A 19958-nucleotide genomic window follows, 5' to 3' on the forward strand; every position below is an offset into this window, starting at 1 on the left:
GTTGAAAACAATTAATAAAATATCATTTAACGATATAGAAAGCATTCCCCAATTGGTAAAAGATTTTTTGAATCAGAAAATTGAGGGTTTTGAAAATAATACATTTTCTTTAGATCATTTCAGAAATCAGATTGAACTGAAGAAAGAATCATTCTTATCCGGACAGAGAGAAATACTATATGACGTATTTGAAAAACAGCTTTCAGATCTCGATCTTTCTTTGAAGCAAAAAGAAAATCTTGAAAATCTGAAACTCCCCAATACCTTTACCATTACAACCGGTCATCAGCTGAACCTATTTTCGGGACCTGTTTTCTTTGTCTATAAAATTCTACAGACCATTAAAACCTGTACTTATCTGAAAGAAAATTTTCCTGATTTTAACTTTGTACCGGTATATTGGATGGCTTCGGAAGACCATGATTTTGCTGAGATCAATCACTTTAAAACTGAAAACAACTACTACGAAACCCATGAGAAATCAGGTGGGCCTGTAGGAAGAATACAGATCACGGATACCTTTTTTATCACGGAATTTGAAAAAGAATTTAAAGATTCTGTTTTCGGGACCGAGCTGATCTTAATGCTAAAAGAATCCTATAAGCAAGGAAATACCCTGACACAAGCTATTAAAACATTGGTTCACCGTCTTTTTTCGGACTTTGGTCTTATGATTTTGGATGGAGATTCTAAAGAGTTAAAGAATCAGATCAAAGATGTTTTTAAAGATGAGCTTCTCCACTGTAGTTTACAAAAAGCTTCAAAAAATAAAGTAGATCTCCTCACGGAAAAATATGGAAAAGTACAGGTGAATCCTAGAGATATCAATCTTTTCTATCTTACTGAAACAAGGGATAGAATTGAATATAACGGGCAAAAATATACTATTGTAGATACAGATATTCAGTTTACACAGGAAGAAATATTAGCTGAACTTGAAAATCATCCTGACAGATTCAGTCCGAATGCTTTGATGCGTCCTGTATACCAGGAAAAAGTATTGCCAAACCTTGCCTATATTGGAGGAAATGCTGAAATCATGTATTGGCTGGAACTTAAAGACTATTTTTCTGCAATTAATATTCCTTTTCCTATTTTGATTCCAAGAAATTCAATGCTTTTTCTGAAAGAAAAAACACTGGGGAAAATTGAAAAATTGGATCTTAGCATAGAAGACTTTTTTCAGAATTTTACCATCATTACCAACCGTAAAATTTTAAATGATAATACCATTTTAAAATTACTGGAAGAAAAGGAAGAGCTTTTAATTCGTAGTTTTTCGGAGCTGAAAGCAACAGCATCTACCACGGAAAAATCTTTTGGTAACCTTGTGAATGCTGAAGAAGTAAGACAATTGAAATCATTTAAAAGAATGAAAAAACGTTTGCTTCATGCCGAGAAAATAAAACAGGGCGAATTGCTGGAAAGACTTGAAAATCTGTTCCTCAGTGTACATCCTTCCAAAACCTGGCAGGAACGGGTATATAACTTTAGTACATTCTTTTCAGATGAAGGATATTCATGGCTTGAAAATTGTTTGGAAGAAATGGTGGTTCAAGAATCCAAATTAATAATTGTTGCCATTTAATTTTAAAGGAGTATTTTTGTAAATTATAATTATCGAATATGATAAAGAGGTTTTTTATTCTATCTAGTTTATGTATGATTTTGGGCGTTTCAGCTCAAAAATCTCATACGGTTGTACAAGGTGATAACCCTTACAACATCGCAAAAAAGTATGGAATAACTGTAGATGAATTGCTGAAGCTAAACCCAAAGTTTAAAGACGGCAAATTGGCTATTGGAGATATTTTAACAATAAAATCAGATAAAGTAACAGCTCCTGTTGTTACCAAAACTGCCGTAGCTGAAAAAGTAAAAACCAATACGGATGCTTCGCTTGGAAAAATTGTTTTACAGCCAAAGCAAACGATCTATGGAATTACCAAACAATACAGAATCTCGGAAACTGATTTAAGAAAACTGAATCCTGAATTGGATTCTCATATGAAAATCGGAGATGAGATCACATTGCCTCTTACAAGCATTAAAAAATATGGAGATAGCCAGCAGGTTATTGCTACTGAAAAACCGGTAGAAACTCCAGTAGAAAAAGAAGGTACTGCAACTCCTCCAGCTGTAGCTGTAGAAGGAGAGACCTATGTAATTCAAGCTAAAGATAATTACTACAGAATTACCAAACAGTTTGGAATCACGCAGCAGGACCTTTTTGCTTTAAATCCCGGATTGGAAGAAAAGGGACTAAAGCCCGGAGACTCCATCAAAATAAAGAAATCAAATACATCAGATACCGTTGCTGAACCTGTCAATCCAAAGACAAAAATAGATTCAGGAAACGAAAAATCTTCATCATCCAATGTGGTTGTAGGAGATGACTATGTAACCTATACTGTTCAGCAGGGAGATACTGTATTCTCTATTGTTAACAGATTTGGAGTGAGTATTGATGATTTGATCGCTCTGAACCCGGATCTTTCACATGGACTGAAATCAGGAATGGTTTTAAAGATCAAAAAGCAGGATCCTGCTTATGTGAAGAAAAACGGAGATGCTTTGAGCGTAGTGTTGATGCTTCCGTTTGGTTACAGCACGAACGAAACTCAATACCGGGGAATGGCATTAGACTTTTTAACCGGAGCTAAACTTGCTATTGAAAGAAACGCAAGAGGAGGTCAGAAACTGGATATAAAAATAGTGGACTCCGGAAACGAGGCTTCATTTAAAAATTCTCTGACACAGATTAACCCGGACAATACCGATTTGATTATCGGCCCATTCTTTAAGTCTAATGTAATTGACGTTTTGGATTTCACCAGAAATCAAAAAATTCCAATTGTAGCACCATTCGCTAATTCTCCGGAATTATACAATTACAGCAACCTGATTATTGTTGAAACAAACAATCAGACGTATGCCGATAAAATTGTTGAAGAAGTAAAAGCAGTATATTCAGATCAGAAAATATATGTGGTTGCAGATCCTAAGAAAGAAAATGCAAACTATATTAAAGCAGGTCTTGAAAAATCTGTTAAAAATCCAAATATTGTTATCGTTAATTCTCCGGCAGAAATTCAGCTGGATCAGAATATGATGACAGGGCAGTCTGCCCCGGTTATTGCTGTTTTAGCTAATGATAATGATAGTATGGGTGAGGCTTTTGCCAACAGAATGATTGCTCTTTCTAAAGAAGCACAGGGAGTGAAAGCTTTCAGCTTATTCTATTCTCCGGTTTTTGAAAAGAAAGTAGATGAACTGAGCCAGGCAAACCTTGTATACCTGATGGATAGAAAGATCAATACTGACGGAGGATTTGAAAAAGAAATTCTGGCAGCCTATAAAACAAAATACTGTAAAACACCTCCAAAATATGCAATTGTAGGTTTTGATGTGGTGAATGATATGCTGACAAGAGAGAATAAAAAGGGAGAAATCTTTAAGCAGATGAATAAAGTTCAGACTCAGCTTGCAACAAAATTTGAGTTTGTAAAATCTAAAGCTAACGGTGCTTACGTAAACACCGGATACAGAGTAATCAGGCTGGTTCCCTAAATGATTTATATCTCTTTAACAGTATATTGTTAACAATATAGTTATATTTGCATAATATTTAATTCAGTACATGAAAGCACTTGTATTTCCTGGGCAGGGTTCTCAGTTCGTAGGAATGGGAAAAGAATTGTATGATTCTAGAAAAGATATCAAAGATCTGATGGAATCTGCCAATGAAATTTTAGGTTTCGATATTCTTTCCATTATGTTTAACGGAGCAGATGAGGATCTTAAGAAAACAGAGGTTACCCAGCCTTCAATTTTTATACATTCAGTAGCAGCATTAAAAGCAGTAAACGGTCTTGGAGCTGAAATGGTAGCAGGACACTCGTTAGGAGAGTTCTCAGCATTGGTAGCTAACGGAGTTTTATCTTTTGATGATGGTTTGAAATTAGTATCCGAAAGAGCTAAAGCTATGCAGGAGGCTTGTGATGCAAATCCAAGTTCAATGGCAGCTATTCTAGGACTGGAAGATGCCAAAGTAGAAGAAATCTGTGCTCAGATCAATGGGATTGTAGTTCCTGCCAATTATAACTGCCCGGGGCAGCTTGTAATTTCGGGAGAAACACCTGCAGTAGAAGAAGCTTGTGCTAAATTGAAAGAAGCAGGAGCAAAAAGAGCATTACTACTGGCTGTAAACGGAGCTTTCCATTCGCCATTAATGCAGCCTGCACAAGAAAGGCTAGCTGCAGCCATTGAGAAAACAAAATTCAGAAAAGCTACTATTCCGGTATATCAGAATATCACTACTACAGCGGTAACAAATCCTGATGAGATTAAACAAAACCTTATTGATCAACTTACCGGTCCTGTAAAATGGACACAGTCTGTTCAGAATATGATCAAAGATGGAGCTTCTAATTTTGTAGAAGTTGGACCTGGAAAAACCCTTCAGGGGCTGATCAAAAAAATTGACGGATCTGTAGACGCTGTTTCTGCAATCTAAAATAAAAAAATATGAACGCGATATTTTCACCGGGCAAGCTTATGCTTACTTCAGAATATTTCGCGATAGACGGAGCTCTTGTCCTGGCGGTACCTACCAAGCTTGGACAAGAGTTTTTTTTTGAAGAAAGAAATGACAACAAATCCCTGATTCTTTGGGAAGCATTTCATCAGAACAAATTATGGCTAAAGGCTGTTATAGATTATAAGAATTGGCAGATTCTTGAAGCCAATATTCCTGCAAGTACTGAATTTATTCTAAAAACATTAAAGAATGTACAGCAGCTTTCCGACATAAAATTCAAAAACGATTGTACTTACCATTTAAAAACAAATCTTCAGTTTCCTGCGGATTTTGGACTTGGAAGCAGTTCTACCTTAATGAATAATCTGGCAGAATGGGCCAGAATTGATCCTTTTTATTTGAACTCCATCAGTTTGGGAGGAAGTGGATATGATGTTGCAGTCGCAAAAGAAAAATCTGCTGTTCTTTTTCAAAGTAAACCGGAAATCAAATATGAGAAGGTAACTTTCAGTCCTCCTTTTAAAAATGAATTGATTTTTATTCACCTGAATCAAAAACAAGATAGCAGGGAAGGAATCAGTTTTTACAAGTCAAAAAAGAAATCTCCGGAATTGGTTGATGAATTTTCAGATATCACAAAGAAAATTTTGTTATGCAGTGAATTGCAAAATTTTTCTGAGCTAATGGCGATTCATGAGCAAAAAATTTCCAATTTTCTTGAAATTCCTACAGTTAAAGAGAGATTATTCTCAGACTGCCCTTGTTTTGTCAAAAGTTTGGGGGCATGGGGTGGAGATTTCGTGATGAGTGCTAAATTTGGGAGCTATAAAGACTATTTTTGGGAGAAGGGTTTTACTAGTGTTTTTGAATGGCAAGATATAATTAATTTATAATCAATAATTTACAAGCCCCTTTTTTTATTTGCGATTCTGACTTATATCAGTATATTTAAACCACCTTTAACAAATAATTAATATTATTTTTGTTGAACTCAATAAAGAAATAGAAAATATAAGTAAAATGAAAAACACTAAAATCATCCAGGATTTAGAGAAATTAGGGATTAAAGGAAACTATGAAGTAGTATATAATCCTTCTTATGAAGAATTATATCAGGCTGAAGTTTCTCCTGAAAATCAAGGATTTGAGAAAGCTGAGCTTACAGAATCTGGCGCGGTATCGGTAAAAACAGGAATTTTCACAGGTCGTTCACCTAAAGACAGATATATTGTTCAGGATGATGTTACAAGAGATACAATTTTCTGGGATGGTAAAGTAAACTTACCTACCACTTCGGAAATTTTCGGGTCTTGTAAAGAACTAGTGATGGATCAGCTGGCAGAAGCAAAAAAAATCTATGTTGTAGATGCTTTCTGTGGGACAAATGCTGATACAAGACTTAAAGTAAGATTTATTGTTGAAGTGGCATGGCAGGCACATTTCGTGACCAATATGTTCATCCGCCCTTCTCATTTTGAGCTTGAAAACTTCGGAGAGCCTGATTTCACTGTAATCAATGGTTCTAAAACTACGAATCCAAATTGGGAAGCTCAGGGATTAAACTCTGAAAACTTCATCATGTTCAACCTTACTGAAAAACTACAGATCATTGGTGGTACTTGGTACGGAGGTGAGATGAAGAAAGGAATGTTTGCAATGATGAACTATTACCTACCATTAAAAGGTATGGCTTCAATGCACTGTTCTGCAAATGTAGGAGAAGAAGGTGATGTTGCTTTATTCTTTGGTCTTTCAGGAACTGGTAAAACTACTTTATCAGCAGATCCGAAAAGATACCTGATCGGTGACGATGAGCACGGATGGGATAATAACGGAGTATTCAACTATGAAGGGGGATGCTACGCTAAGGTTATCGATTTATCAAAAGAAAAAGAACCGGATATCTTCAGAGCAATCAAGAGAGATGCACTTCTTGAAAACGTTGTTGTGAACAATGGAGTGGCAGATTATACAGACGGATCAATCACTGAAAACACAAGAGTTTCTTATCCAATCTATCATATCAACAAAATTGTATTGCCATCTAAGGCAGGGCACGCTAAAAAGATTGTTTATCTTTCAGCAGATGCATTCGGAGTACTTCCTCCGGTTTCTATCCTGAATGAAGATCAGGCTCAGTACCATTTCCTTTGCGGTTATACTTCAAAACTTGCCGGAACAGAAAGAGGAATTACAGAACCTCAGCCATCTTTCTCACCTGCATTTGGTGAAGCATTTCTTACATTACACCCTACAATGTACTCTAAAACATTGATCGGCAAAATGAAAGAGCACGGTGCTAAAGCTTATTTAGTAAATACAGGTTGGAACGGTACAGGAAAAAGAATTTCTTTAAAAGATACAAGAGCAATCATTGATGCTATTATTGACGGTTCTATTGATAACGCTCCTAAAACTCAGGTTCCCATCATGAATCTTGAAATTCCTACCGAACTTCCAAATGTTTCTGCAGGTATTCTGGATCCTAGAGATACTTACGGTAATGTTTCCGAGTGGGAAGAAAAAGCAAAAGACCTTGCTTCAAGATATATTAAAAACTTTGAACAGTACTGTGATACTGAAGCCGGTAAAAAACTAATTGCTTCAGGACCTCAATTACAGGGACAGACTATCTAATAAGATTGCTTACAACATACACAAAAGCCTCATCACTGATGAGGCTTTTCTATTTTTATTGTTTATTTTACAACGCAATCATTTGCAGAATTTGCTAAATCTGAGGAGAAACTGAGAAATTATTTTAATCCCAGTAATGCCAATCTGTATCCCTCCATTCCGAAGCCAGACAAAACAGCATCGGTATTGGCGGCAGTCACAGACTTTTGCCGGAATTCCTCTCTTTTATAAATGTTGCTGATGTGAACTTCCACTTTAGGTTTCTGAATATTTTTTAAACAATCTGCTATGGCATAAGAGTAGTGTGTGAAAGCACCTGGATTGATGACAACAGCATCAAAATCATCTTCCTGAAGCCTGTTGATAAGCTCTCCTTCAATATTGGATTGATAATATTTTAATTCATAAGAATGAAACTCGGATTTTAAATTTTCCAAATAAGTTTCCATGGAGATTGTTCCATAGATTTCCGGTTCTCTGGTGCCTAAAAGATTGAGATTAGGCCCGTTTATAATTAAAACTTTCATTCTATAAAATTAAAACTTTTTCCTTTAAAGAGTAGAATTTTATTTTTTTTCATTTTTCTCCTTTGCATTATCTATAATGATATTTGTCATGTTTGTTAAAGTGCCAATTTTTGTAAGTCCTTATTTTACCGGCTTTTTAATAAAATATTAAGTTAATTTTTGAAAAATTATCATGAAAAATTATAAGTCTACTTGTTTTGTAGACTAAATATTTCTAGATTTGCAGTCATATTTCGATCGGCTTATAAAGAAAGATGGAGGGAACTGACCCAATGAAATCTTAACAACCTGCTCTTGTGCAAGGTGTTACATTCAGCCTTTAAAGGAAAAATAAGCATTAGGTTTATCGTATTTATCGATGCCCTTTGCTGTATTATCTGCAAAGGGCAAAATTTTAATATATGATAAACAAAATTGATTATGATTAATAAAAATTTGATTAGCTCAAAAATTTGGATTCCCCCTGTAGCGGTATTCTTTTTAGGAATTGGAAGCATACACGGGCAGGATACCAAATCTAAAAAAGATACACTCAATGAGAAGGAACTTGATGAAGTGGTGGTGGTAGCTTACGGAAAGGCTAAAAGAACCAGCTATACCGGTTCTGTGGCAACTATTTCCAGTGATAAAATTAACAACAGACCTGTTACCAATATTACCAAAGCATTGGAAGGACAGGTGGCGGGAGTACAAACAACAAGTTCTTCCGGACAGCCGGGATCTACAGCTACAATCAGGATCAGAGGAATTGGCTCTATCAGTGCGTCCAGCGATCCTTTATATGTGGTAGACGGTATTCCTTTTGACGGAAATCTGAACTCTATAAGCCCTAATGATATAGAATCAGTCAGTGTGCTGAAAGATGCTACGGCAAGTGCTCTTTATGGATCAAGAGGGGCGAATGGGATTATTATTATTACGACCAAGTCCGGTAAAAAAGGAGAAGCCAGAATCAACTTTAATATAAGCCAGGGTTTTTCCGGCAGAGCGGTAAAAGACTACGAACAGGTAAATACAGATCAGTATTTCCAGCTGTATTGGGAAGCATTGAGAAACGGATACAGATCCACACAGGTAAATGGGCAGCAGGCAGCCCAGATGGCTACCAATAATCTTATCTCTGAACTGGGTATTAATCCTTATGGAGCTAATTATTCAAAACCTGTAGGTACAGACGGGAAATTGTTACCCGGAGCAATACCATTATGGAATGATGACTGGAGAGATGTTTTACAGAGAGTGGCTTCCAGGAATCAGGTAGATCTGGATATCAGTGGAGGAAGTGAAAAAAGCAATTACTTTTTCTCATTGGGATATCTTGATGATAAAGGGATTGCCATTGAATCCGGATTTAAAAAATACAGCACAAGGTTAAAACTCAATTCTGAAGTTAAGAAATGGCTGAATGTAGGGGTGAATTTAAGTTATACCAACAGCATTCAGCAGGCTCCTACGTCTTCAGATTCCAATACAAGCAATGTTATCCAGGCAGCAAGATCTGTTCCTTCGTTTTATCCTTATTATGAGAGAAACCCCGATGGGTCATATATATTGGATGGTGCAGGAAACAGAATTTACGATTTTGGAAAATACAGGCCTACCAACGCTCTTCAGAATCAAAATTTAGCGGCAACTTTACCTTTAGATAAAAACGAAAATAAAGAAGATAACTTCTCTGGAAAAGGTTTTATGGACTTCACATTCTTACCTGAATTGAAGTTCAGGACAAGTTTTTCCGTAGATTTAGTCAATTATAATGGACATTATTATTCAAACCCACTTATTGGGCAGGGTAGTGAGATTGGAGGATCGGTCACAAAGTCAAACAGCAGAACTTTATCTTATACCACGAGTAATATTCTGACGTTTGATAAAAAATTCGGAAAGCATCATTTTAATGTGTTGGCAGGTCAGGAATTTTATAAATATGATTATCAGACAATCTCCGGTACCCGAAGTCAGTTTTCACTTCCATACTATTATGAGCCGGATGCTGCAGCCTTGTTGGGGAGTTTCAGTGGAAACAGTGATAAGGTCAGCCTGCTAAGTTATCTTGGAAAAGTGGAATATGATTTTAACAATACCTATTTCCTGTCAGCCTCAGGAAGGGCAGACGGTTCTTCAAGATTCTTTGAGGATAACCGTTGGGGGAAATTCTGGTCTGTAGGAGGTTCATGGAAGATTTCTAACGAGGGATTTATAAAAAATCTGAATTTCTTTAATCAACTGACACTTCGTGCAAGTTATGGAGGGCAGGGGAATGATAAATTATTACAGCCTAATAAACTACCTCTTTATTACGCTTACCAGGAGCTTTATAAATTTTATAACAACCTTGGTGAGCCTGGTGCCGTACTTGAGAAAGCGAGAACCAACGGCTTAAAGTGGGAGACGAATCTTAATCTGAACGTAGGATTAGAGTTTGCGATTCTTAATAACAGAGTGAAAGGAAATATCGAATATTTTGAGCGAAAAAGCCAGGATCTTCTATTTAATATGCCGGTAGCTCCGTCTTTAGGGATTAATGATTTCCCGGCCAATATCGGAACCATAAAAAATACAGGTTTTGAATTCTCCCTTTTTACGACGCCAATCAAGACGGATGATTTCCAATGGAATTTAGACCTTAACCTGAGTACACTGAATAATAAGATTACGAAATTACCTAAAGGTTCTATCCTTACCGGAACGAAGCTGTTACAGGTAGGAGGTTCTGTATATGATTTCTATATTCCGGAATGGGCAGGGGTAGATGCAAGTAACGGAAGACCATTATGGAAAACCATTGGTACAGATGCTAATGGAAACACAGTGGAAGGAACTACTTCTGAATATGCAAAAGCAACAAGAACATTGCAGGGATCTGCATTGCCAAAAGTAACCGGAGGGCTTAGTACAAGTATTACCTATAAGAATTTCGACTTCTCGGGATTGCTGACTTTCAAAATCGGAGGTAAAATTCTTGATACCGATTATACCTCAATTATGCATAACGGAAGCGCCGGAGGTCGTGCGTGGAGTGTAGAAATGTTAAACAGATGGACGCCTGAAAATCCTAATACGGATGTACCTGCATTGAGTACAATTACCAATAACTGGACGTCCAATTCTTCAAGATTCTTATATTCCGGAACGTATGCAAGACTTAAAAATGTAAGTCTGGGATATACTCTTCCTTCAGATTATTTTGAAAAACTTGGACTTAAAAAGTTCAGAATCTATGTTCAGGCAGAAAATCTTCTGACCTTCTATAAGCATAAAGGAATGGATCCTGAACAGGCATTGGACGGTACTACTTATTACAGGTATCCTGCCATGAGAACAATCACTTTTGGTCTTCAGGCAACTCTTTAACTTTTAAAATTGAAACAATGAAAAAATTAAAATATTTATCTTTTGCCTTACTTACAGCATGGTCATTGACCAGCTGTGAAAGTGACCTGGCAACAGCTCCTACCGATCAGGCTAATGATGTGGAAGTTTTTAAAACTGCTGAAAGTGCAGAAACAGTAATCAACGGAACCTGGGCCAGATTCAATGATGACGGAACTACTTATGCCAATATCGGGTATTCAACTGTTTTAAGAGCAAGTGATGCTATGGGAAGTGATGTTGCTGTACTGACTAATAAATATGGTTTTTCTTCTACCTATACATTTACAGAAATGGTCAATAATACAGCAAGCCGTCCATTATTTATCTGGTCGATGCTCTATTCTGCCATTAATAATATGAATAATGTGATTGCAAGGATTGACGGAACAGAAGGAAGTCAGGAAAAAAAGAATCAGGTGAAGGGCCAGGCAAAGGCTTTACGGGCTTTCTGTTATCTGAATCTTGCCAGTTTTTATCAGTTCAGTTACCTGAAAGATAAGACAGCATTAACAGCTCCAATCTATACGGAACCTTCAACGATAACTACAGTAGGGAAGAAAAGAGCAAGCCTGGAAGAGATCTATGCTTTAGTGAAAAATGATCTTACAGATGCTGATGATTTATTGAAAGATTATACGAGAAACAATAAAGATAAGATCAATCGTTCTGTAGTAAACGGGATCTTGGCAAGAACTTATCTGAATACAGGAGAATGGAGTAAAGCTGCAGCTGCAGCAAAAGTTGCAAGAGAAGGGTATCCTTTGATGGCTCCGGAGAAATATAAGGATGGTTTCAACGATATCAATAATGCTGAATGGATTTGGGGACACGGACAAACCCAGGAGCAGTCGGGGGCGAGTTATGCATTCCATTATCTGGATGTATCTTCTTCCGGAAGTTATTATTACAGTTTTATGGCTGATCCTTATTTTAAAGACCTCTTTGATGCTAATGATATCAGATCTCAGCTTTTCTCATGGGATGGCCTTAAAGGAAGAGAAGGGTTGCTGAGGTATGCTAAGTTTAAATTTAAATCAGGACTTATTGCTGATATCGTCTATATGAGAGCTGCTGAGATGTACCTGATTGAAGCGGAAGCAGAAGCAAGAAACGGAAATGTATCCCAGGCAGTCACTGTTTTAAATCAACTGAAATCTGCAAGAAATGCTAATGTTTACAGTGGCTCTTTAGCCCAGAATGATGTAGTGAAGGAAATTTTAATTGAAAGAAGAAAAGAATTATTTGGAGAAGGTTTTTCTCTTTCAGATATCATCAGAACACAGGGGACAGTAGTAAGGAAACGTTTCGTGGATGCCAATGGAGAACCTGTTAAAGTTCAGGTTACCACACCGAACGGAACGGTAAAAACGGTTGATGGAAGAGGTCATACTAATTTTGCATTCCCTGATCAAACAGGATTTGTGCCGAATAGCAGGTATTACTTATTTAGTATTCCACAGAAGGAATCTGAAAACAACCCGAATTTATAGTTTATAATCCAATAATTAGATTTGATTTTTTTAAGCCACTGCACTTGCGGTGGTTTTTTTGTAAAAAAAAACTAATAGAAGTGGAAGTTATAATGAAAGAGACCACCTTATGAATAAGGCAGTCTCTTAATTGTAAGATGGCTCTCACAATGGTATTGGAGTTTTAAAACTCTACTTTTTTCTGATATTATACAGATGAGATTTTTAATTCGAAAATTGGTATTGTTAATTTAAAGAATCTTATATTCAATCATTAAAAGTCTAGCGAGTAAAAAAATAAAAAGAGTTACGGGAAGCCAGATGATAAAACCTGTCAGTACATAAGCTATTTTATATTCTACATCACTAAATTTTATATTATCCAATCTTTTCTTTCTGATAAAGATAAAGAAAGGTATGGTTAATATAATAAAGAAGGCATATTTAGCCCATCTATTATCCTTTGAAAGTCCCAGAATAGCAGAAATTTTATTGATTATAATAAATATAAAATCTAAACTTTGAGGAACTAGAAAAAAAGTATATAGGATTGTATATAAAATAAGAATCAGGATGCTATTCATATAGGCATTGTTATCAGTTTTATTTCGCTTTTTCAAAAACTGGTAGATCATAAAAGGTATAAATAAAAAGTACTTCATTTAGTGTGCAAAATTAAACTTTTGATTATTAATTAGGGGCTTAATCGTATTTTCAATACTTTTATACATTGCTTTTCCTAACGACTTTCCTCCATAAAGGTATTTGTCAATTGCACTTCCTACCGTACCGTATGCGAAATCGGAAAGGCCTGAAGCGTCTGAAAAAGCTAATGCCCAGCCTACGAATGTGGTAGCTGCTCCACCTGTACCGACTGCAGATACTGCAAGAGATGTAGATGTGACCAGCATTTTTAATATACCTGCAGTTGTTGGAGTTTGAATATAATCAGCGATTGCGGTCGCAGCAGATGCAAAACCTAAAAATTTTCCTGCTTTACCTACTATATTTTTGAATTGTTTTCCTGCCTTTCCCAGATCGTCGGCGTGAGATACAAATTCTAAAATAGCCTCTTTTGTTGCCATATTTAAGCCTAATGCATCAAGTACAGTTTTAATCTGTTCGTAAGCAGATTTTTTAGGTTTCGGGCCATTCTCTGTTTTATGAGCAAGATAGTTAAACGCTGTAACAATCAGTCCTTGTCCAGCTCCCATCCAGAAGTTTCCACCTCCTAATACAGAACCAACACCTCCACTAACAGCACCGTTTAATAAAGCAAAGCCATTACTTTTTAATATGCTCCCGGCATCAACATCTTTTAATGCAAAATCTAGCAGATCATTTGAAATACTAGAAAAGGCACCACTTAAAGCACCGCTTAAAAAGTTTCCACCTTGTACAAAAGATAAAACACCTTGAGCAACAGCGTGTGCTCCGGCCCGTACAATCATTGTCATTTTTCCTAACGACTTTATTACAGAAGCCATTTTAAAAACATCCCCGATTTGAGAAGCTACCATAGCACTTGCATATGACATGATTAGACTACTTGTAAAACGTAGCGGATCAAAAGGAGTTTGCGAATAATACATGGTGAAAAGTTCTGAGACAACAGCAACTGCCGCAGGAATCCACCAAATAAATTCTCCACTAGGGTCATTATACATCAATGGATTGTTCAGTACATATCCATATTTATTATAATTTTGAGTGTTGTAGGGATCCTGAATATTTTCATCAGCATTTAAGAATCGTTTTAATAACGGATCGTATAATCTTCCATTCATGTGGATAATCCCCACCTCAGCAAAATGCTCATGAGAAGTGTATCCCCTCTCTAGTAGTAAACCACCTGTATTGATGATCCCTTTGATTTTGTTGGCGTCAGTTTCCACCGTTCCAATTCCAACTTGAAGGTGGGTAAAGTTACCCCAGGCGTCAAAGTGCCTTTGTTCCAATTTGTTTCCATCTTCATCACTGATAGCAAGAATACTTCCTAAATAATCTTTATGTAAAAATTTATAAGAACTATTATTCTCGGTATAGTTTTTTAAATATACAATATTGCTTTCATAAGGAATTCCACCAATATAAATGAGATGTTTTTCTTGTCCTGTAATATTGTTTTTTACAATTTCAAAGCTTCCGTCTTCACTATAAAATTTAGTAAACTTTCCTTCCTGAGCCGGATCAAAGTTTCCTCCATAGGTAGCTTTTTGTCTCATGGCTGACAATCCATATTGGAAGGCTACATCACCTTTTATACCGTCGATGAATACAGGATCATTGTTTTCATTGTAGATAATACTCTGGACCAGATCATTGTTGTAATTTTGAGTTCCGGCCGCATTAAGGGTCATTCCTGTCGGTTGGTAGACCTTAGCTGAATTTTCAAACTTAATCTTTCCTAGCTGGTCATTTTCCAGGATTCTTCCCTTTTCATCATACACGTTTCTGTTGAGAACTGTATTTCCTGTTACAGGATCTGTCCAGCTGGTTAAGCGATTATTAGCGTCATATTTAAAGCTTTCTAAAATATTGAAGTCTCCAAGAGTTATCCTGTCCGATAGTTCATTTTTAATTGGGTCAAATGTATACTTTACATTCAGGAAGTTGGATTTGGTAACAGAAGAATGTTTGATTTCTTTCAGAAATCCATTGTTGACATTGTAATCATTAATGATATTTACTTCACCCAATTTTACACTTGTAGCCTGTCCTCTTACATTTGTGTCGTTAAGCTGCCATAAAATCTTTCCGGAAGTCTTATCTTTTATCTGATATGGCTCTCCATTCCATGCATTATAAACATTCTCTATAGTAACCCTTGTTAGTACACCAGATGAATATAATTGCTTTTCATAAGAGACAACTCTTGCCTTGTCATCATAGGTAATTCCTTTTTGAATAAAATATTTATCATTACTACTTTCTGATAATGAAAGCACTCTTCCCAGTGGGTCGTAAGCTATACTGGAATAGTAAGGGCTTCCTTTAGAAGTACCTGTTTTAGAAATAACCTGACCTTTATTATCATATGTATAAGAGATCAATTTATCAGTTGTCTGGCCACCATCTGCTGTAGAGATTTCTTTTTGAAAAATGATTTGCCCTAAGTTATTATAGACATACTCTTTGGTTCCTTTAGGGCTGATGATTTTTTTAGGTTGGCCAAAACCATCATATTCATATTTGTAGAGCCCATTAGAAGGATCATTGAACTCAGATTTTCTTCCCCAGGAGTCGTATTTCGTAGTAACAATATTTTCCGTATATTTAGCCTGAACCACTTCTCCAGTCGCATTGTACGAAAACTGAATAGTCCCTCCTTTATCTGTAGAAAAAATAATATTACCTAATGCATCAGTCGTTTTACTGGTAATACGTTGATTTCCGTTAATTTCTTCTTCTATCGTTGTGTTTCCTGAAACAGTGGTTTTCGTCTGCTTTCCATTAGCAGATACTGTAGTTATTTTAGGAGGATATACAGAATTATCGAAGTTCATGACATTCCATTGGGTAGCACTTTGACCTTCAAAATAAGGTTCACTTTCCACTGTTTTTCTTCCTAAAGCATCATACCCTATATCTTTAGACGTATATCTCCCTTGCCCAAATGCCTTAGAAGTAATCTTATATTCCTGCCCCCATTTATTGGTTTGTGTTTTTGAAATATTTCCATTGGGACTATATTGAACAACCGTTGAATTATAATCTTTATCCTTTACATACTCATAAGTTGTAGCTCCGGCAGTGTTGCTTTTCGATTCGATAAGTTTCCCCCAATGATCATATTCGTTCGTCAAAATATTGCCTAGAGGATCAATTTGCTGGGTAAGCAATCCCCAATCATTGTAGGTGAAGTTTGTTTCCAGCCCCAGATTATCTGTTTTTTTAACGACAAACCTTCCCTGAGTTTCATATTGGTAGCCTGTAGTTTGGGTTTGAGAGTCAGTACTGTTACTGATTACTTTTTTTATAGTATTTCCCAGATTATCATAATCATAGGTTTCCAGAAGATAGCCTGTATTATCCCTGTTCCACTTCTTAAACGTTTTTAGGAGATTATCATTATAAACGTACTCCTCTTTGGCGGACTTAGTATCACCATAAGCTTGTACGACCTCGGTTTTTACTTTAGGCTTCCCAATGCTGAAATTATTTCCAGGAGTTGTATTGGGAGGATAGTATTCCAATTCAGATTTTGAAATAGAAAGGCCGTTATTAATGTTGGTTACTGATCTTTTAGGGAAATATAAATTGTCATATTCTTCAACGGTATGAACTGTTTTTATATTTTTCAAAAAATCCTTAGATATTGTAATATGAGGATTGATAGAAGTAACAACTTTTGGTTTGTCAGTATCAGAAATTGCTGTAACCAATGTTCCGTTCAGAAGTTTATCTATCTTATAACTATATTGTTTAAAAGACAGCAGCTGGGTGTTGTTTAATGAAATGTCAGCAGGGAAAACCTTTGATTCATCAGTTGTTTTTATTGTCCATTCTTTGTAAGGCAACCCTTCGTTCATAGGTTCTATCTCTGCACCGCTCCATACTTTGGTATCACTAAATGTATCTGTAAAGAAAGTTGATCGTGCAGTTTGCCTAAACCCTATCATTCCTCTTCCATTAAGGTGTCCAATCAGATCTCTATATCTGAACTCTTGTTTTCGCCCTCCTTGAGTAAGTCGGGAAACGACATTATAGTTGAGGTTTTCTGTAATGTTTACATAAGGATAAGTAACAGGACTTGTATTCTGGTATGTTTTATAAATGCTCTCCTCATTGGTTAATTTTGCATACTCTATATCTGTTTTTATACCGGCTTGGGTAATAGATTTTACTTTGGAAATAACATCCAGCTTGCTTCCAAGATTCCAGGTAATTAATTTGGTCTTGTGAATAATAGCAAAATCAGTGTTAAACTGAGCAACTCGGAAAGAACCTAATAGAGGAATATAATGTTCTCCATACTTGGAATAGTTGATATCTTCGTCTTCCATAAGGCCTGCATCTGTTTTTTCTTTCGATGCAATATTGTATGGATTGGAAAAGATAGGTTTATCGTCTGCATCTACTCCTTCATTTCTGAAATAATTGAATCCATAACTGGAGTCACGGTTATTAATAGCCCATTCTCTGAACCACACTTCAGACTGAAAAGCAATAAAATCACTTTTCCCGTCTTTGTTAATGTCGGGAGTAAAATAAGACCTCAGTGTGTTTCTGAGTTTTGTAGGCTTACCGTTTCTTTCCGGTTCATATAAAAAGAAATTATTATAGAATATGGTTCTAAAATCTTTTCCGGTAGAAAGATACATTCTCCAATCCGAAGACTCATTTGCTACAGGGGCCATAATATCTGTTTTACCATCCCCGTTAAAATCCCCAAGATAAAGGACACTTTTATAAGTTACTTTAGGAGTTGATAATATTTTTACAGGATCATAAGTCTTATTGATTTCATACACATTAATATTATCATTTTCAATAACAAGCATGTCTGATTTCCCATCTCCATTAAAATCAGCAATGTATTCCGGACCAATTGAAATCTCCTTAAGAATATTCTTTTGAAGGTTTAAATATAGATTTCTCTGTCCTAAGCCATATTCCCTTTCTTGATATCCTTCAATATTATCAGAGTAAGAGTAAGATTGACTTGCAGAAAGTCTTAAATAAAAATCTGAAACACCTCTTCCCAGAAAGTCTCCTTCTAATAAAGCAATATATTTGGTTTTAGAAGAGGTTCTATGCATCGTAAAAGGAGGATAGTCCGGATATAAGGGCATATCAACGGTAGAAGGACCATCTTGAAATGTATATGAGGAGATATCAAAAGTATAAGTATTAACAATCTCCATATTCTGAATTGCTTCGGAAAATAAGTAGGACCGGATAATAATTTTATTGTTATTATCCGTCACCTCTCCGGTAAACATCAGTTGTCTGCCGGAAAGGATATTATTTTTCAAGTCTGTTCCTGTAGATAATATTTTTCCTGCATACGAGATGTTATAGAAATTCTGGTTTCCATCAAGACGAGACAGCATTATTTTGTTTGCTTTGATATAATCCAATCTTCCATCTCCATTAAAATCTCCTGAAATATCAGTATTATACAAATCATCAAATCGGCTATCCTGCGTGATGAGATTGTTGCTCAGTGGGTCAGATTCATATTCGAAAGCGATATCATTAGCAGCTTCCTCTTTACCTGCTATGTCTTTAGCACTAAACTCTGTGATTTTTTTTACGAACTGATAATTGGTATTGTTACCTGCGTATTCAATAGCATACCTTTTAAACTGATTGTTATTGGTTAAAACAGTTATCTGATTTAATATTTTAGTTTGCTGAATATAATAACCATTAGCAATATGCAGTTCTTTTAAATTTCTGTTGCTGTAGTCAAATACGATTTCATTAAAATGTGGAGTCCCTATTTTATCATTTCCTCCCCACTTAATAGATGAAATAAAACTTGAAGTGATATTTCTGTCATACTTATAAGAAATATAATTACCAGTGGCATCCCGCCACTTTGTTATGCTATATTCTAAAGATGTTATGGCATCATCAAAAGGAAATGGGGCTTTCGAATCCGGTGGAACCCCATACCATGCCATAGAACCATCTTCAAATGTTACTTCAAATGTCGCTGGTCTTTGCAATGGCTGATTTCCATAACGAGCCATTCCTAAGGAACGGATTTTTATATTAGAATATTTCTCGGTAACATATTCCGCACCATCTTTTCCATATTCTCCCGATTTTAGAATTAATCGTTGTCCATTAAAGCTATAATAGTCCGAATAGTCTACTTTTATCCCGCTAACTTCGCCATCCTTATCGATAGTTTTTCCAATTCTTGAAATAGCTGTGAGCCCGGAAATATTCCACCCATATCCTGCAATTCCATTTCCTGAACCGCTAGTATATGCTAGACTTATTTGTGGGGCTACATTTTTTATTCCCGGAGGTAAAGCAACGGGTAATGTAAATAGAAGTTGACCTGCTCCATTTACTTCTATTTCTCCTTTAGTGTCGTGAAAACTCTGACCTGCAGGAGCAGAGGTTCCGCTTGGGTTATTGATTCCTGCCTGTGAATCTGTAGGTCCTCCACCCGGATTCTCCGTAGCAGGACCTATTTTGGCTATAAATGGATTTGAAACATCTGATTTAGCATGAAATCCCTGTGCAAGAACTATCGTCTGCGGATCCTGAACCGTCCGCGAGGTGGATTCTGCCTGGTAGAGTATAGTCTGTGAAAAGATCCATACTGAACACAAGGATAACATCAATGATGAAAATAATTTCATTGTTGTATTAGTTGTTTTATAAATAATAATTGATTAACGATGATTGGTTTTTGAAATAATATTTATAGCAAAGAATAATTTTCAG

At 36.1% G+C, this 19958-nt stretch carries 9 protein-coding genes and 1 riboswitch; of the genes, 7 read left to right on the forward strand and 2 right to left on the reverse strand.

The window, feature by feature from the left end; genetic code table 11:
* The first annotated feature begins 1 nt into the window (after window position 1).
* The 5 genes from bshC (at window position 2) to pckA (ending at window position 7177) form a co-directional block, all read left to right on the forward strand.
* Complete coding sequence (bshC, locus tag MP477_RS15940; RefSeq protein WP_257191167.1) at window positions 2–1588, forward strand: bacillithiol biosynthesis cysteine-adding enzyme BshC; 1587 nt, start codon at window positions 2–4, stop codon at window positions 1586–1588.
* A gap of 74 nt (window positions 1589–1662) precedes the next feature.
* The gene (locus MP477_RS15945; RefSeq protein WP_257191168.1) at window positions 1663–3570 is read left to right on the forward strand and encodes a LysM peptidoglycan-binding domain-containing protein; all 1908 of its coding nucleotides are present in this window, start codon (window positions 1663–1665) and stop codon (window positions 3568–3570) included.
* 70 nt (window positions 3571–3640) lie between these two features.
* Window positions 3641–4516: an ACP S-malonyltransferase gene (gene fabD, locus MP477_RS15950; protein ID WP_047484973.1), complete on the forward strand. Its 876-nt coding sequence runs from the start codon at window positions 3641–3643 to the stop codon at window positions 4514–4516.
* A gap of 11 nt (window positions 4517–4527) precedes the next feature.
* Window positions 4528–5433, forward strand: coding sequence for a GYDIA family GHMP kinase (locus MP477_RS15955; RefSeq protein WP_257191169.1), 906 nt, complete (start codon window positions 4528–4530; stop codon window positions 5431–5433).
* A gap of 127 nt (window positions 5434–5560) precedes the next feature.
* A complete protein-coding gene (pckA, locus tag MP477_RS15960; RefSeq protein ID WP_230033956.1) occupies window positions 5561–7177 on the forward strand; it encodes a phosphoenolpyruvate carboxykinase (ATP) in 1617 nt (538 codons plus the stop codon).
* Between the two features lie 119 nt (window positions 7178–7296).
* On the opposite strand, the gene MP477_RS15965 is transcribed toward pckA, so the two are convergent.
* Window positions 7297–7704, reverse strand: coding sequence for a type II 3-dehydroquinate dehydratase (locus MP477_RS15965; RefSeq protein WP_230033958.1), 408 nt, complete (start codon window positions 7702–7704; stop codon window positions 7297–7299).
* Between the two features lie 239 nt (window positions 7705–7943).
* Window positions 7944–8041: riboswitch (SAM riboswitch) on the forward strand.
* An 83-nt stretch (window positions 8042–8124) separates the two neighbouring features.
* Here MP477_RS15965 and MP477_RS15970 point away from each other — a divergent pair.
* Together MP477_RS15970 and MP477_RS15975 are read left to right on the forward strand one after the other, a co-directional pair.
* Window positions 8125–11058: a TonB-dependent receptor gene (locus tag MP477_RS15970; RefSeq protein WP_257191170.1), complete on the forward strand. Its 2934-nt coding sequence runs from the start codon at window positions 8125–8127 to the stop codon at window positions 11056–11058.
* A gap of 17 nt (window positions 11059–11075) precedes the next feature.
* Window positions 11076–12569: a RagB/SusD family nutrient uptake outer membrane protein gene (locus MP477_RS15975; protein ID WP_257191171.1), complete on the forward strand. Its 1494-nt coding sequence runs from the start codon at window positions 11076–11078 to the stop codon at window positions 12567–12569.
* A 641-nt stretch (window positions 12570–13210) separates the two neighbouring features.
* Here MP477_RS15975 and MP477_RS15980 read toward each other — a convergent pair.
* Complete coding sequence (locus tag MP477_RS15980; protein ID WP_257191172.1) at window positions 13211–19873, reverse strand: RHS repeat-associated core domain-containing protein; 6663 nt, start codon at window positions 19871–19873, stop codon at window positions 13211–13213.
* Window positions 19874–19958 lie beyond the last annotated feature (85 nt).

Origin of the sequence: Chryseobacterium sp. WG23 (assembly GCF_024586575.1) — a bacterium.
GTDB lineage: Bacteria > Bacteroidota > Bacteroidia > Flavobacteriales > Weeksellaceae > Chryseobacterium.

Bases quoted from the DNA above. Each gene is read 5' to 3' on its own strand.
- MP477_RS15945 (WP_257191168.1), top strand. From the start codon at position 1,663: ATGATTTTGGGCGTTTCAGCTCAAAAATCTCATACGGTTGTACAAGGT.
- fabD (WP_047484973.1), top strand. From the start codon at position 3,641: ATGAAAGCACTTGTATTTCCTGGGCAGGGTTCTCAGTTCGTAGGAATG.
- MP477_RS15955 (WP_257191169.1), top strand. From the start codon at position 4,528: ATGAACGCGATATTTTCACCGGGCAAGCTTATGCTTACTTCAGAATAT.
- pckA (WP_230033956.1), top strand. From the start codon at position 5,561: ATGAAAAACACTAAAATCATCCAGGATTTAGAGAAATTAGGGATTAAA.
- MP477_RS15965 (WP_230033958.1), bottom strand. From the start codon at position 7,704: ATGAAAGTTTTAATTATAAACGGGCCTAATCTCAATCTTTTAGGCACC.
- MP477_RS15970 (WP_257191170.1), top strand. From the start codon at position 8,125: ATGATTAATAAAAATTTGATTAGCTCAAAAATTTGGATTCCCCCTGTA.
- MP477_RS15975 (WP_257191171.1), top strand. From the start codon at position 11,076: ATGAAAAAATTAAAATATTTATCTTTTGCCTTACTTACAGCATGGTCA.
- MP477_RS15980 (WP_257191172.1), bottom strand. From the start codon at position 19,873: ATGAAATTATTTTCATCATTGATGTTATCCTTGTGTTCAGTATGGATC.